The organism is Nonlabens sp., from assembly GCF_051251825.1.
Classification (GTDB): Bacteria; Bacteroidota; Bacteroidia; order Flavobacteriales; family Flavobacteriaceae; genus Nonlabens.
This window is the reverse complement of the sequence record NZ_JBPOGG010000012.1, coordinates 25,694-39,967: the sequence shown is the minus strand read 5'-3', so window position 1 is coordinate 39,967 and position 14,274 is coordinate 25,694. Positions and strand designations below refer to the sequence as shown.

At 35.2% G+C, this 14,274-nt stretch carries 15 protein-coding genes; 9 read left to right on the top strand and 6 right to left on the bottom strand.

Going from position 1 to position 14,274, the window contains the following annotated elements; translation table 11 throughout:
* Positions 1 to 21: 21 nt before the first annotated feature.
* From ACSHWW_RS12300 to ruvX, 3 genes are read right to left on the bottom strand one after another with little or no spacing between them, the layout of a single operon-like run.
* Complete coding sequence (locus tag ACSHWW_RS12300) at positions 22 to 423, bottom strand: DUF5606 family protein (protein ID WP_435682760.1); 402 nt, start codon at positions 421 to 423, stop codon at positions 22 to 24.
* Positions 424 to 478: 55 nt separating this feature from the next.
* A complete protein-coding gene (gene def, locus ACSHWW_RS12295; RefSeq protein ID WP_435682759.1) occupies positions 479 to 1,069 on the bottom strand; it encodes a peptide deformylase in 591 nt (196 codons plus the stop codon).
* Between the two features lie 43 nt (positions 1,070 to 1,112).
* Positions 1,113 to 1,532 (bottom strand): Holliday junction resolvase RuvX, encoded by a 420-nt coding sequence (gene ruvX, locus ACSHWW_RS12290; RefSeq protein WP_435682758.1) that lies wholly within the window; start codon positions 1,530 to 1,532, stop codon positions 1,113 to 1,115.
* 103 nt (positions 1,533 to 1,635) lie between these two features.
* Here ruvX and ACSHWW_RS12285 point away from each other — a divergent pair, with 103 nt between their 5' ends.
* Entirely contained in the window at positions 1,636 to 2,451 is an 816-nt protein-coding gene (locus tag ACSHWW_RS12285) for a 2,3,4,5-tetrahydropyridine-2,6-dicarboxylate N-succinyltransferase (RefSeq protein WP_435682757.1), read from the top strand.
* Complete coding sequence (locus ACSHWW_RS12280) at positions 2,451 to 3,515, top strand: glycosyltransferase family 9 protein (RefSeq protein ID WP_435682756.1); 1,065 nt, start codon at positions 2,451 to 2,453, stop codon at positions 3,513 to 3,515. The genes ACSHWW_RS12285 and ACSHWW_RS12280 overlap by 1 nt, the downstream gene beginning before the upstream one ends.
* A gap of 14 nt (positions 3,516 to 3,529) precedes the next feature.
* On the opposite strand, the gene ACSHWW_RS12275 is transcribed toward ACSHWW_RS12280, so the two are convergent.
* Positions 3,530 to 4,357: a glycosyltransferase family 2 protein gene (locus ACSHWW_RS12275; RefSeq protein ID WP_435682755.1), complete on the bottom strand. Its 828-nt coding sequence runs from the start codon at positions 4,355 to 4,357 to the stop codon at positions 3,530 to 3,532.
* Between the two features lie 37 nt (positions 4,358 to 4,394).
* On the opposite strand from ACSHWW_RS12275, the gene ACSHWW_RS12270 reads away from it, so the two are divergent.
* Entirely contained in the window at positions 4,395 to 5,231 is an 837-nt protein-coding gene (locus ACSHWW_RS12270) for a glycosyltransferase family 2 protein (protein WP_435682754.1), read from the top strand.
* Position 5,232: 1 nt separating this feature from the next.
* Here ACSHWW_RS12270 and ACSHWW_RS12265 read toward each other — a convergent pair whose 3' ends face one another.
* Both ACSHWW_RS12265 and ACSHWW_RS12260 read right to left on the bottom strand, forming a co-directional pair.
* Positions 5,233 to 6,072 (bottom strand): glycosyl transferase, encoded by an 840-nt coding sequence (locus ACSHWW_RS12265; RefSeq protein WP_435682753.1) that lies wholly within the window; start codon positions 6,070 to 6,072, stop codon positions 5,233 to 5,235.
* A gap of 5 nt (positions 6,073 to 6,077) precedes the next feature.
* Complete coding sequence (locus ACSHWW_RS12260) at positions 6,078 to 6,839, bottom strand: lipopolysaccharide kinase InaA family protein (protein ID WP_435682752.1); 762 nt, start codon at positions 6,837 to 6,839, stop codon at positions 6,078 to 6,080.
* 88 nt (positions 6,840 to 6,927) lie between these two features.
* Between ACSHWW_RS12260 and ACSHWW_RS12255 the strand changes: the two genes are divergently transcribed.
* The 6 genes from ACSHWW_RS12255 to ACSHWW_RS12230 all read left to right on the top strand — a co-directional run bounded on the left by ACSHWW_RS12255 (position 6,928) and on the right by ACSHWW_RS12230 (position 14,207).
* Entirely contained in the window at positions 6,928 to 7,818 is an 891-nt protein-coding gene (locus tag ACSHWW_RS12255) for a hypothetical protein (RefSeq protein ID WP_435682751.1), read from the top strand.
* Positions 7,819 to 7,829: 11 nt separating this feature from the next.
* A complete protein-coding gene (locus tag ACSHWW_RS12250) occupies positions 7,830 to 8,468 on the top strand; it encodes an L-threonylcarbamoyladenylate synthase (protein ID WP_435682750.1) in 639 nt (212 codons plus the stop codon).
* 4 nt (positions 8,469 to 8,472) lie between these two features.
* On the top strand, positions 8,473 to 9,903 hold the full coding sequence (locus tag ACSHWW_RS12245) for a CCA tRNA nucleotidyltransferase (RefSeq protein ID WP_435682749.1): 1,431 nt from the start codon (positions 8,473 to 8,475) through the stop codon (positions 9,901 to 9,903).
* Positions 9,904 to 9,964: 61 nt separating this feature from the next.
* A complete protein-coding gene (locus tag ACSHWW_RS12240; protein WP_435682748.1) occupies positions 9,965 to 10,390 on the top strand; it encodes a hypothetical protein in 426 nt (141 codons plus the stop codon).
* 137 nt (positions 10,391 to 10,527) lie between these two features.
* On the top strand, positions 10,528 to 13,449 hold the full coding sequence (locus tag ACSHWW_RS12235) for a histidine kinase (protein WP_435682747.1): 2,922 nt from the start codon (positions 10,528 to 10,530) through the stop codon (positions 13,447 to 13,449).
* Positions 13,450 to 13,454: 5 nt separating this feature from the next.
* Positions 13,455 to 14,207, top strand: coding sequence for a LytR/AlgR family response regulator transcription factor (locus ACSHWW_RS12230; protein ID WP_435682746.1), 753 nt, complete (start codon positions 13,455 to 13,457; stop codon positions 14,205 to 14,207).
* Positions 14,208 to 14,274: the final 67 nt, after the last annotated feature.

Below are 14,274 nucleotides of genomic sequence, written 5' to 3'. Positions count from 1 at the left end.
TTATATTCAATAGCTATTCATTTATTCTTCTTCATTACTGAAGGAGCTCAACATATCGTTAGTCTGCAATAAATTATACCATTGTACTACCTTCTTGATGTCACTAGCATAAACTCGTTCCTCATCATAACCTGGTAGAACATCACTAAAATAAGATTGCAATTCATTCTTGCTGACCTTATGATTAATTGCTGGACCTTGGTTTTCTTTTTCGGCTATTTTTTGAAATACTTCTTTAAGTGGCACCTCAGTTTCATAAGTATAAATAGAGATATCTTTAAGAACACTCACATTATGATTAATACCTATAATAGAGGTTTTTTTATCTAATAAAGACTCCACTACAAAACCACTACGAGTTTTAGTCTTTAATTGATATAAACCTGGTTTTCCTGTCACTGATAAAATGTTTTCTAAACTCATAGTACTCTTTTTCTGAGGATGGCAAATATATTAAACCTCAACCTTAAATTAATGATTATTTTCTTCCTTTCACATCTGGAAAACGCATGCGATAATCTACACTTGTTTTTCCTTTGGAAATATTAGTAAGCTTTCCTTTTATTAATCGTTTTTTCAGGCTAGATATTTTATCAGTAAATAAAATTCCCTCAATATGATCATATTCATGCTGGATCACACGTGCCATGAGTCCTGAGTATGTTTCTGTGACTTCTTTAAAGTTCTCGTCACAATATCTAATCGTCACCTCTTCAGGTCTGAAAACGTCTTCTCGCACATTAGGAATACTCAAACAGCCTTCATTAAAAGACCATTCTTCTCCATTTTCCTCTATAATATGAGCATTAATAAATGCTTTTTTAAAAGTACTAAGTTGTTTTTGCTCTTCCTCTGTATAATCTGGATCGTCTGCAAATGGTGATGTGTCTACTAAAAATATACGAATAGGCATACCTATTTGTGGTGCTGCAAGTCCTACTCCACTTGCTCCATACATGGTTTCCCACATGTTTTCTAGCACTTTATCCAGGTTAGGATAATCTGGAGTGATGTCCTTTGCAACTTTTCTTAATACTGGATCGCCATAAGCGACTATAGGGTAAATCATGTTTTTAAATGATTAATTTTTAATGTCTAATTTTTAATTCTTACTAAAACGGACTTTTTCTGTCCATATACGTTTGTAAAATAATTGTAGCAGCGATCTCGTCCACTAGTGCTTTATTTCTACGTTTTGACTTACTCAATCCGCTATCTATCATGGTTTGAAAAGCCATCTTAGAAGTGAATCGTTCATCCACTCTTTCTATAGTTATGGCAGGATATTTTTCTTGTAATGCTTTCGCGAAAGCGGTAATAACGCCACCCAACTCACTGTCTGTATAATCCATCTGTTTAGGTTCACCTATCACGATGGTTTCTACCTTCTCTGTCTTTAAATAGTTTTCTAGGAACGTATGGAGCTCATAGGTGTTTACCGTAGTAAGTCCAGATGCAATGATTTGCATAGGATCTGTAACCGCAATACCAGTGCGCTTTTTACCATAATCGATCGCCAGAATTCTATTCATAAGATTTGCAAAAATAAGGTTATTTGTGAACTAGTTGCTAAAATCACGCCAAGAGCTTAAAACCTCAAAGCTTTCCTTTTATATTTGTAAAAAATCACAAGCCTTGGATCAATTACAAAACGTCATAGAAAACGCATGGGAAGATCGTTCCCTGCTAGAAAATTCAGTTACTCAAGATGCTATTAGAGAAGTCGTAGACATGCTAGATCGCGGTACCTTACGTGTCGCAGAGCCTACTGATAACGGTTGGAAAGTTAATGAATGGATCAAAAAAGCAGTAGTACTCTATTTCCCGATTCAGAAAATGGAAACCATCGAGTGTGGACCATTAGAATTCCATGATAAAATTCCGCTTAAAACTGGTTATGCTGCCAAAGGAATACGCGTCGTACCTCATGCCGTAGCTAGACATGGTGCGTACATTTCAAAAGGTGTGATTTTAATGCCTAGTTATGTGAATATAGGCGCTCATGTTGAGGAAGGAACTATGGTAGACACATGGGCAACGGTAGGTAGTTGTGCTCAAATAGGTAAAAATGTACACCTGAGTGGTGGTGTGGGAATAGGCGGTGTTCTTGAACCTTTACAAGCCGCACCGGTAATCATTGAAGATGGTGCATTTATAGGTTCACGTTGCATAGTTGTAGAAGGTGTTCATATCGAGAAAGAAGCTGTTCTAGGTGCAAACGTGGTATTAACCATGAGCACAAAGATTATAGACGTAACTGGTGACGAACCTGTAGAATTTAAAGGTAGAGTTCCTGCAAGATCTGTAGTGATTCCTGGTAGTTATGCAAAAGAGTTCCCGTCGGGATCTTATAACGTTCCATGCGCATTAATTATAGGTAAACGCAAAGAAAGCACTAATAAAAAGACTTCTTTAAACGACGCATTGCGTGAGTATAATGTAGCCGTATAGTGAATATACTGCTCATTCAATATAAAATGATAGGTGATGTACTGACCAGTACCATCATTGCTGAGCAGTTAAAGATTATTTATCCGCAATCTGAGATTCATTACTTGATTTCCAAATCTGCACGAGCTGTAGTCGATGGAAATCCTGCGATAGATACATGTTTATGTGTAGAAAATAATGAGTTTGAAAACTGGAGTGGAATCATCTCGCTTGCGCGAAAACTCAAAACAAACAACTACTCCATTTCCATAGACATTTATGGTAAGAATAACAGCGCTCTACTATCTAGATTAGTAGGTGCAACCAAAAGAATAGGCTATAAAAAGTGGTTTTCTAGCCTAGCTTACACACAATCCATAAAAAACAATCCAGATCCTGAGATTTATAAAACTGGTCTATCTCTAGGTAGCCGTATGTTATTAACCACGCCTTTTACAAATGAGGTTCAATGGGATTTATTACCTAAAATTTATCTTACTTTAAAAGAGAAAGAAGAAGGTAAAAACTGGCTTATTGAAAAAGGCCTAGATTTAAATAAATCGATAACAATGGTGAGTGCATTGGGATCCAGCATGGATAAGACTTTACCACTAGAATACATGGCACAAGTGGTTGATGAAACTGTAAAACTGACTAATAGTCAAGTCCTTTTCAACTACTTACCTTCTCAAAAAGCTCAAGCTTTAGAGATCTACAATTCATGTTTACCAGCAACTCAGCAACATATTTTCATAGATGCTATTACTCCTAGCCTGCGTGATTATTTAAAAGTACTCCATCATTGCACTACGGTAATAGGAAATGAAGGTGGCGCTATTAATATGGGGAAAGCACTTGATATTCCCAGCTTTGCAATCTTTAGTCCGTGGATTAATAAGAGATCCTGGAATGCCGGAGAAGATGGAAAGAAACATATTTCAGTACATCTCAAAGACTTAAAACCGCAGCTTTATGGTTCTCAAAAAGCGAGTGATTTTAAAAAACAAGCTCAAGAATTATATACAGCATTTAAGCCTGAGTTGATGTTTGGGGATTTGAAGAATTTTGTGCGTGAGAATTATTGAAGAAAGCTTAAAATTTAAGACTCTTTCACAATCCCAAAAGGAGTAAAGTCCTTCTTTTCTGTGCGAGTCGCTTTTCTTATAGCAAGATTTTTATCTATAGATTCTTGGTTTTTATAACCGCGAGCGTGATCTAAGTGTAAGCAAATCGCACTATAACGGATCTGTTTAGATTTCACTCCATGATTGAATAACCGCTCACCTAGTTCACGATCCTGTCCACCATATTGCATTCGCTCGTCAAAACCGTTTACAGCCTTTAAATCTGACAGCCAACCACTTGAATTGTGGCCATTCCAGCTTGCATTGGTAGGTGTTAATCGCTCCATAACACCAGCTTGCACAAATCCAGATGTTAATTTTTGATTCTTATAAGATGCAGGCAACCCATTTTCTCTAAGCCATTTAAGATTAAAACATTTTTGAGTTGCAATATCGTCGGCAGTAATAGCTTCAGATAAATCTAGAGGCAATTTGTAATAACCACCAGATAAGAAAAACCCAGGAGATCTACGTTCATAGTGAATTTGTAAAAAATCTTCTCGAGCAATACAGTCACCATCAGTCATTACTACATATGTTGCATTACATGCGGTAAGCGCTTTATTAAGAATAGCACTTTTTTGAAAACCATTATCCTCATGCCAAACGTGGATGATGGTTTTTGAAGACTTCTCTTTATAAGCTTCTATAAATTCACGCGTTTCTGGACCGCTACCATCGTCTGCAATTACGATTTCAAATTCTCTAAAAATTTGATGTTCATAACTCCACAAGGTCTTTTCTAACCATTCTACAGAGTTATAAGTGCTTATGACAACAGATATAGATGGATTTTCTAGCATAAATAATATATAATTACTGTAAATTTCGACAAATTTAATGATTCATAAGCGGTTATATGAATTACAAGTTTATTTTTGCTCTGTTAAACATCCACAACCCAAGTTACCTATGTCCAAAGTTTCATTATCTGCTATAGTCCCTGCATACAATGAGGCACACAATATTGTAGAAGTTTTAAAAAGTGTTCAATTCTGCGACGAAGTGATTCTAGTAGATAGTAATAGTACTGATAACACTATCGAACTTGCTCAACCTTACTTTACAAAATTACTTACCAGAGCTTATGAGCACAGTGCTTCTCAAAAGAACTGGGCAATTCCTCAAGCAAAACACGAGTGGATTTTATTAGTAGATGCAGACGAGCGCGTGACTCCAGCACTTAAAGAGGAAATCCTTGAACTCTTAAAAACTATAGATGATCGTGAAGAAGTAGGTTACTGGATGAAAAGGCGTAACTTTTTCATGGGAAAACAAATCCGTCATAGTGGATGGAAAAATGACCGCGTGATACGTCTCTTTAAAAAATCTGCCTGTAAATATGTAGATAAACACGTACATTCTGAGATTGAAGCAGATGGACCAGTAGGATGGCTAGAGAACAAATTATTACATTACAAATATATAAGTATAGATCATCACGTAGATAAGCTGCAACGATATGCTGGTTTGCAAGCTCGCGATTTTGATAAAAAAGTTGGTAAAATAACCGCGTTTCATATGGTGATAAAACCTATGTGGGGTTTTATCAAACACTACTTTGTACAGCTAGGTTTTCTAGATGGATTTGTAGGATTTACAATCGCCTATTTAAGAAGCTACGGGATATTTATGCGTTACGTAAAGTTATGGCTGTATCGTCGTAACCTAGATTAAACTAGCCTAGCTTTTCTTTAATTTTTTGTGGAGTGAGATTAAAATGATTCATTAAATCATTCCATTGCACACGATTTAGATCCTGTCCTTTATTAACGGTTTTAAGAGCGACAAACTGAGTTCCCATAATAGGAACTGGTTCTATAATTTGCTGACTGTTTTTAAGTGAAACCGTATCGTTTAAAACAGCCATCATTTTGAACCAAAGATCATCAGCTTTAGGAGCGAGTTTCATAAATAAATCCACGTCTTGAACTTGAGAATTCAAACTACCTGCTGGATATAATACACAAAATGCACCTACCGGCATTACCAGCGATGGTTCTTGAGGCGTTTCATTTATAAACGGCCACTTACCATAGGATAAAAGTTCTCCATTTTTATAAGTGATATTTCTACATCGGTTTCCTATTACATTTTTGGGGTGCTTTAAATGTTCCTCATAAGTAATTCTAAGTGTAGAAGGATGATAAATCACATCATCATCACAGGTAATAATAATAGTATCTGGAAAAGCCTCAAGACTATGAATCAACTTGCGGTGTGAAAATCCATAAGGAGAGAATCTTATTTCAAACAAATCACCTTCCAGTTTGCTCAACGATGCCGGAATTTGACCTTTCAAGTCTTCTTTAAGCCACAATATAATCTTCTCAGGCAGGTATTCCTGTTGCATCATACTGCGTATGGTGATGGCAAGCGTCTTTAATCGAGTAGGAATAGAAGTTAGAGAAACCACAACTGGAATGCGCTTGACAGGATTTTTACCCAACTTTTTCACGGGTATCAATAACATTTTTGCGCTATGATATACAGAACCTGGAATTTCGCTCAATTTCATACCTGCTATTTTCCTTTAATTATTGATTTGAACTTCTTTTTCATACGTTTCTTGCGATGGAATGCCTCTTGAAAATCCTGAGTATATTTCCACATTTGCGAGATGGTTTCCTGAGGACGCTTTCGCGAAAGCGTAGCATATTCTTCTCCCATAACCTCATACATCCATTTTTGTGGAGACAATCTTTCAAAATTCTTGAGTCGATCATCCCATGGAATATCGTAAAATTTCATGCGGTTTAAATCAACCAAAGCAAACTCATAATGGTCGTCCACCTTAGTAATTAAGGTGTTCCCAGGTGAATTATCTAAAAAATAAACTCCAGCCTCATGCATTTGAAACATAAACTGTGCGTACTCTTTTAAAATTTGTTCCTTATCAGGAATCGAGTCGTCATTTATAAGCTCTCGATACGTAAAATCACAATCCAGCTGTTTAGAAATGTAAAAACTGGTTTTAAAACTCAACGTTCCTTTTTCTTCCAGATAAGCGATGGGATCTGGTGTTCCTATTCCTTTTTCTTTAAGTATAGTCGCATATTCATAAGAGCGCTGTGCTTTTGATTTTCTAAAAAATCGATACACAATTTTATTAATCGCATTAGGTTTCTTAAAGCGTTTAAAGTTGAGTGATTCACCACTTACTTCTATGACTTTTACCGCATTGCGACCATCATGTAATGATCTACCTATGGAATCAAACCGCTCGATAGCCGCCTGAATAGGTTCTTTTAAATAAAAGTAAGAATCTTGATAAACGCTTTTCATGTGTCAAAACTACGAGAAGTTCATAAATAGACATCCTTTGTTTTCATTTATCTTTACCTTTTCAGTAAATCGAGTAAGAACTAACTGCATGATTAAGAAATTAAAATCTTCCTATTATAAAAAAGCAACATTCAATAAAATCCTTAAAATGGATCAAAAAAATGACGCTGTAATTAATGTTCACAGATATGACGTTTCAAATGTAGGAGATTTGTACTGTGCTCCACATCAGTATTTTAAAGAATTAAATAACAATTATTCAGATATATTTTTATATAAGCGAACTGATAAAGAAAGTAGAGAAAAGCTGGTTAATGACATGACTAACAACTCACTTATTATAGGTGGTGGTGGTTTATTAAATCGTGGCAGTTTTACAAACCAGATGAAATTCTATCAAGAACTCGCTCAAAAAGGAAAAAAAACCATCCTTTGGGGCGTAGGTCACAATGAAAAACGATCTAATCTTTATGGTAAAATCACTTCTTATGACGTAGATATTGACCAATTTGGAATGGCTGGAACTAGAGATTATAACATGCCTGGCGAGTGGTTGCCTTGTGTGAGTTGCTTGCATGATCTATTTGATAAATCATATGAGAACACTCAAGATATAGGTGTTATTTTTCATAAGAAAACCATTCAGCAACCACATATTACCTCAAAATTCAAAGACTACCCGAGTACTTCAAATACCGTGGACCTTGAAGGACTTATTAATTTTATAGGTAGCAGTGAACATATAGTTACTGATAGTTACCATGCTATGTACTGGTCCATGCTATTAGGCAAAAAAGTAGCTGTGATTCCAAATTCTTCAAAGTTCTATGATTTTAAATACGATCCGGTATTTACAGATTTTGACAATGCTATATCACAAGTAAAGAATGCTACGATAAAGGATGGATTGTTAGAGGAATGTCGTGAGCTAAATCGTAATTTTGCAAAAAGAGCTTTTGAATATCTCGAAGTTCAATAATACCCCAAGATATGCCACGTAGCGATCGCGATAAAAACAGAAGAGATCAAGTAAGAGGACGCAAGAAAAAGGAAGTCGTAGTTGATTTACCTATGGAAGACGTTAGAGAAGCAGTAAGCGCTTTAAAAAAAGGCAAAACTATTCTTTATCCTACAGATACTATCTATGGAATAGGCTGTGACGCAACTAACTATGATGCCGTTGAAGAGATTTACAACATTAAAGAAAGAGATTCCTCTAAACCTTTAATCATTCTTGTAGATAGTTTTGATATGCTGGATCGCTATATAGAAGAGGTTCCAGAAATGGCCTGGCAAGTATTAAAACTTAATAAAAAACCACTTACCATTATCTACGATAGACCCAAAGCAATCGCAGAAAATCTGGTAGGAAGTGATAACACACTAGGTATAAGAGTGACTAACGATCCAGTTTGTAGAGCTATCATAAAAGGACTGAGAAAGCCTATAGTTTCTACCAGTGCAAACTTGAGCGGTGAGAAAACTCCTGTAGGCTTTATAGACATCAGTGAGAAGTTAAAAAATCGTGTGGATTATATCCTCGATTTACCACTTGCCAAAACAAAAGTTCCACCTTCATCTATCATTAAAATATCAAATGATGGTACTATGAAAATATTGAGAAAGTAAAATCATGGAGCAACTGCAATTTAATGATGCAATCGCACATCCAGTTTTTAAAACTATTAGTGAAGCTGCACAAGAACTAGGTCTAGAGGCTTATGTGATAGGTGGTTTTGTAAGAGATTATTTTTTAAAACGTGGCGCAAAGCAAGATATAGACATCGTTGCAGTAGGTAGCGGTATTGAACTTGCTCAAAAGGTAGCGCAGCTATTACCACAAAGCACTAAAGTATCAGTCTTTAAAACCTATGGAACTGCCATGGTTAAAACCGACGAGTTTGAACTAGAATTTGTAGGCGCACGCAAAGAAAGTTACACTCGTGATAGTCGCAATCCTATAGTAGAAGATGGAACGCTAGAAGATGATCAAAACCGTCGAGATTTTACCATTAATGCGATGGCTTTTTCATTAAATCCAGCAACCTTTGGTGAACTAGTAGACCCTTTCAACGGAATGGAAGATCTTGAAAACAAGGTTATTAAAACACCACTGGAACCAGATGTGACTTATAGCGATGATCCACTACGCATGATGCGCGCGATACGATTTGCAGCGCAACTTAATTTTAAAATTGAAAACGATTCCTTCCAAAGTATTAAACGCAATGCGAGTCGCATCAAGATTATTACAAACGAGCGTATCGTCACAGAACTCCATAAAATCATGATGTGTGATGAACCATCACACGGATTTTTATTACTAGAAAAAACTGGACTTCTTCCCTATTTCCTTCCAGAACTTACCGCTCTTAAAGGAATAGAAGAAGTTGAAGGACAAAAACATAAAGACAACTTTTACCACACACTAGAAGTAGTTGATAATATCTCACGCAATACAGATAACCTGTGGTTGCGCTGGGCGGCGATGTTGCATGACATAGGAAAAGCACCTACTAAAAGATTCAGTAAAAAAGTAGGCTGGACTTTCCATGGTCATGAATTTAAGGGTTCAAAAATGGTTTATCATCTTTTTAAAAGATTGAAAATGCCATTAAATGATAAGTTGAAATTTGTACAACTCATGGTGCGCATGTCATCACGACCTATAGCCGTAATTGATGAAAGCGCTACAGATAGCGCTGTACGTAGATTGGTGCACGATGCTGGTGAACATATAGAAGATTTAATGACACTCTGCGAGGCAGACATTACGACTAAGAATCCGCATCGTTTTAAGAAATATCATAATAATTTCCAGAAGGTACGAGAGAAGATTGTAGAAGTTGAGGAACGCGACCACGTGCGTAATTTTCAGCCACCTGTGAGTGGTGAAGAAATCATGGCTACGTTTAATCTCAAACCTTGCCGCGAAATAGGAATGATCAAGACTGCAATCAAGGATTCTATACTCGATGGTGTGATTCCTAATGAATATGAAGCAGCAAAAGCTTTTATGATTGAGAAAGGTCAAAAACTAGGTCTAGTCCTTGCTAAAAAATAACATTTTAAAGTTCTAAGAATTTCTTTTTTTGTAACTTTAAGTAATATTAAAACTAACGATTATGAGATTATTTATTCTTACAGCCCTTTTCGTTTTTGGAACATGCACAAGTGTATTTGCCCAGACGCAGCAACAGTCATCACTTTTTGATAGTACAATTCAGTTTCACCCATCTTTTTCAAGTCATCATATTAAAGCGATGTTTAGCATGCAAGTATCTCAAGGAATTAAAGCACTTGATCCAGCCGCTACAACTTTTAACAACGCCGCTATTCATGCAGACCGTAATAATTTAATGTCGCTGAAGGATAATGGTATTTCTAATTTCGATATCTATGAAGTGTATCAAAATTCAGCGATTAACAATCTTGAAATAGATAATTACATGCTCAAATATAAAGGAAATAATCCTGCACTATATGAAGCAGGAAGAAATACTATTTTCTCTCAAATAGAAAATCCTTTTAGCAGGAATAGACAGTTTTAAAGGTTCCGCTTTCGCGAAAGCGTAATTATAACGAACCTCTTCCATAGTATATTCAGAAAGGATTCCTGCGATTGAGCAACTAATTCATCTATCATAGCTACTTAAGTTTTATTTTTAGGGAACTATTAAATGAACTTTTGAGGCGATTTTTATACATTTTTCTCTTTTTCTACGTGGCCTTTCTAAATGCACAAGAACCAGTGCGCATTATTATAGATGAAAAAGTAGGTTTACCGTCTAACGAAATTTATGCTATAGAAGAAGATAGTAAAGGCTTTATATGGCTCGCCACAAATAAAGGACTCCAGCGTTATGACGGCACCACATTTAAAAGTTATAAGCATCCTGAACAGCGTGGTTTATCCATGTTTGAACCTTTTATAGATGATGAGGATAGAGTGTGGTGCATGAATATTTCTGGGCAAATTTTTTATGCTCAGAAAGATGAATTAATCCTTTTTGCAGATTTGAAAGATGATTTAAATGGATCTCTAGCATCTATCGTAGCAAATGACGATTACCTAATCGTTTCTATGTATCTGAGGAATATCATAATCGATTTAAAATCAAAAGAGAAACAGATTGAATTATTCCGTTCTGACAATTATGATATTTCAACAGACTACGGTCTTAATAAAAAGCATAATGATGGATTGTATCAAACACTCGATCATCATGTAAGACAATTTAAAGATGGTAGTTTTTACAAAGTGTTCAAATTACCAGAAAACATTTCGTCTGTAGAATTAAGACCTAGTCCTATTCAACTTCTACAAGATGAGGAATCTCATTTATTTATCTTACAACAAGTTAAAAACACTAAGCCCAAGGTCTTCAAACGAGTTGACAACCAATGGATAGAGTTAGAAGTGCCTGCAGTTTTTAAAAATGCAAACATCACAATGCCTAGATTTATAGATAATAGGTTGTGGTGCCCAACAAATAAAGGCATTCTAGTTTTTGCAATCATTGAAAACAAATTAGTTCTAAATGCTAAGTATCTAGAAAATTTCTATACAACAGATTTGTTTAAAGACACAGATCATAATATTTGGGTAAGCACTTTACGTAAAGGATTGATTGTATTACCTAATATTTATGTAGAGAAAATTAATATCAATAACGAATTACCCAAAAGACTTGAAAAAATAGGAGAAAATCAATTACTGATCGGGCTGGAATCTGGGAATGCCATACTATTTGATGTAACTACAAATACACAGACTATTGTTGAATTCGCTACCTCATCGGCTATCACTGCTATGACTCATAATGAAATTACAAATCAAACTTTTGTTTTTCAAAAAATTCATAATTACACCTTATACCATAACGACTTATCAATTAGTAAAAATGAGAACAAACTGACTAGTGTTAAGGATGCTGCTGTTGTAAATAAAGACACTATCATAGCAGCCTCATCTGGTTCGTTAATCGTAACCACAGTAAAAAATAACCAGTCTAGTAGTCTTAAGAAACATCTATTTGACAAAAAGCAACGAGGCTATTCTGTACTATATGATTTAACTACTAGAACTAAGTATTTTGCCGCAGTGGACGGATTGTATTACACTAAAAACAATACTGATTTAAAACTAGTCACCTATCAAGAATCACCATTGTTAGTGAAAAAGTTAGCTCAAGATATAAATGGAAATATATGGGCCGCAACATTTAAAAACGGAATTTTTAAAATAGAAAATAATAAAGTAACACAACATTTAAACACTCAAAACGGTCTTACCTCAAATGTTATAAATGCTTTAACTGTAGATGATAATCACTTATGGATTGCTACTGAAAATGGCCTGCAGCGATATGATATTAATGACCATAACTTTAAGTCACTCAAGGCACAAGATGGTATTCCTTCATTTTCTATAATAGACATAATCGTAGTAGGAGATCATATTTATATAAACACGTCTCAAGAAGTGTTCAAAATAGACAAGAAAATGGTTTTTAAACCAGCCGTAATTCCTGAGTATTATTTTACTAAAGTTATAGTAGATGGAAAGAAACAACCAGAACAAGATATTTACGTTATACCTAATCCAGAGACCAGCACAACTATAGGCTTTAATGCAAATGGATTACGCGGTCTTTCCAGTAGCACTTATAAATATCGCATTAAAGATCATACAGACTGGACTCAATTACAACAAGGAAATAATAGCGTTCAATTTGCTTCTTTACCTGTAGGTGATGTTACTTTTCAACTCAAGCAATCAGAGAGCGACATCATAAAAGAATTATCTTTTGAAGTGAAACAGGTCTTTTATAAAACCTTATGGTTTTGGACTATAGTTGTTTCAACTCTTATAGCTGGTATTATCCTGTATTATAGAAGTTTGTTACGCTTTCGCGAAAGCGAGAAAAACAAACAACTGCGCAAACTAGTACTAGATAATGAACTCGTTTCTTTGCGTTTAGAGAACCTACGATCACAGATGAATCCTCATTTTATATTCAATGCCTTGAATTCTATTCAAGAATATATAGTGAGTAATGAGAAAAATCTAGCGAGTTCTTATCTCGTAAAATTCTCCAGATTAATACGTATGTATCTAGAACAGTCTCGCGAAAATCAAATATCGTTAAAAGAAGAAATTCATGCGATGCAACTTTATCTCGAACTTGAAAAAGTACGGTTTGAAGATAAATTGAATTATGAAATCAATGTAGATTCATCTTTACATCTTGAAAATGTAAAAGTGCCACCGCTATTTATACAACCTTATGTAGAAAATGCTATAAAACATGGATTACTCCATAAAAAAACAGACCGAAGGCTTGAAGTAAATTTTGATAGAGATGTTTTAAACAATACGCTCACCATATGCGTAAAAGATAATGGTATAGGTCGAGAACAAGCAGCCGTTATTAAAGCAGAACGTGTGAATTACCATAAGAGTTTTGCCACATATGCAAATAATGAACGAGTGGAATTGCTCAATAGAAAAAGAAAAGAAAAAATAAGTGTAGAAATACAAGATTTACAAGCAGATAAAGGAACAGCCTGCGGCACTTGCGTCTGTATTTCTATACCGCAACACTAGTGAATATGAAAGTTATATTAATAGATGATGAAAACAAAGCGAGGAAATTACTACAATCCATGCTAGAAGAACACTGCCCAGAAATCACCACATTCCTGCAGGCAGACGAGTTAGAAAAAGGTGTTGAAATCATAAAGCAAGAACGTCCAGACATTGTATTTCTAGACATAGAAATGCCGCGTTATTCTGGACTGCAAATCCTCGAGTTTTTTGAAGGACAAATGATTGATTTTCAAATCATTTTCACTACTGCTTACAATCAGTATGCTATTGATGCTTTTAAACTAAGCGCTGTGGATTATCTACTCAAACCGGTAGATCATGAAGAACTTAAAAAAGCCGTGCAAAAAGCAATAGAACTTAAAAATCAGAATAATATAACGACCAACTTAAAGGACTTAAAAAAATCCTTCAAAAAACTAGCTGCAAGCAAAATAGCTCTGGATGTACCGCGAGGTATGCTATTCATCAATCATGATGACATTCTCTATATGGAGGCAGATGGTATGTACACCACTGTTTACATGAAAGATAAAAGTAAAGAGTTGATTTGCAAACCTTTAAAACACTTTACAGACCAGCTTCAAGAAAGCGCTCTTTTCTACAAACCTCATCGTTCCTACTTAATCAATATTAATTCTATTAAAGAGTTTAATAAAAAAGAAGGTGGACATTTACTTATGGATAATAATGCTATCGTTCCTATCTCTAGGGATAAACGTGAAGAGTTTTTTGGGATGATTAAGGAGTTGTTCTAGCTTCGGCTTCGCTCAGCTTAGTTGGTTAGTTTATTAGTCTCTTAGTTGCGGATTGCATCCGCTTAGT

Coding starts and splice junctions, on each gene's coding strand:
- ACSHWW_RS12300 (WP_435682760.1), bottom strand. CDS start 423: ATGAGTTTAGAAAACATTTTATCAGTGACAGGAAAACCAGGTTTATAT.
- def (WP_435682759.1), bottom strand. CDS start 1,069: ATGATTTACCCTATAGTCGCTTATGGCGATCCAGTATTAAGAAAAGTT.
- ruvX (WP_435682758.1), bottom strand. CDS start 1,532: ATGAATAGAATTCTGGCGATCGATTATGGTAAAAAGCGCACTGGTATT.
- ACSHWW_RS12275 (WP_435682755.1), bottom strand. CDS start 4,357: ATGCTAGAAAATCCATCTATATCTGTTGTCATAAGCACTTATAACTCT.
- ACSHWW_RS12270 (WP_435682754.1), top strand. CDS start 4,395: ATGATTCATAAGCGGTTATATGAATTACAAGTTTATTTTTGCTCTGTT.
- ACSHWW_RS12265 (WP_435682753.1), bottom strand. CDS start 6,072: ATGAAATTGAGCGAAATTCCAGGTTCTGTATATCATAGCGCAAAAATG.
- ACSHWW_RS12260 (WP_435682752.1), bottom strand. CDS start 6,839: ATGAAAAGCGTTTATCAAGATTCTTACTTTTATTTAAAAGAACCTATT.
- ACSHWW_RS12255 (WP_435682751.1), top strand. CDS start 6,928: ATGATTAAGAAATTAAAATCTTCCTATTATAAAAAAGCAACATTCAAT.
- ACSHWW_RS12250 (WP_435682750.1), top strand. CDS start 7,830: ATGCCACGTAGCGATCGCGATAAAAACAGAAGAGATCAAGTAAGAGGA.
- ACSHWW_RS12245 (WP_435682749.1), top strand. CDS start 8,473: ATGGAGCAACTGCAATTTAATGATGCAATCGCACATCCAGTTTTTAAA.
- ACSHWW_RS12240 (WP_435682748.1), top strand. CDS start 9,965: ATGAGATTATTTATTCTTACAGCCCTTTTCGTTTTTGGAACATGCACA.
- ACSHWW_RS12230 (WP_435682746.1), top strand. CDS start 13,455: ATGAAAGTTATATTAATAGATGATGAAAACAAAGCGAGGAAATTACTA.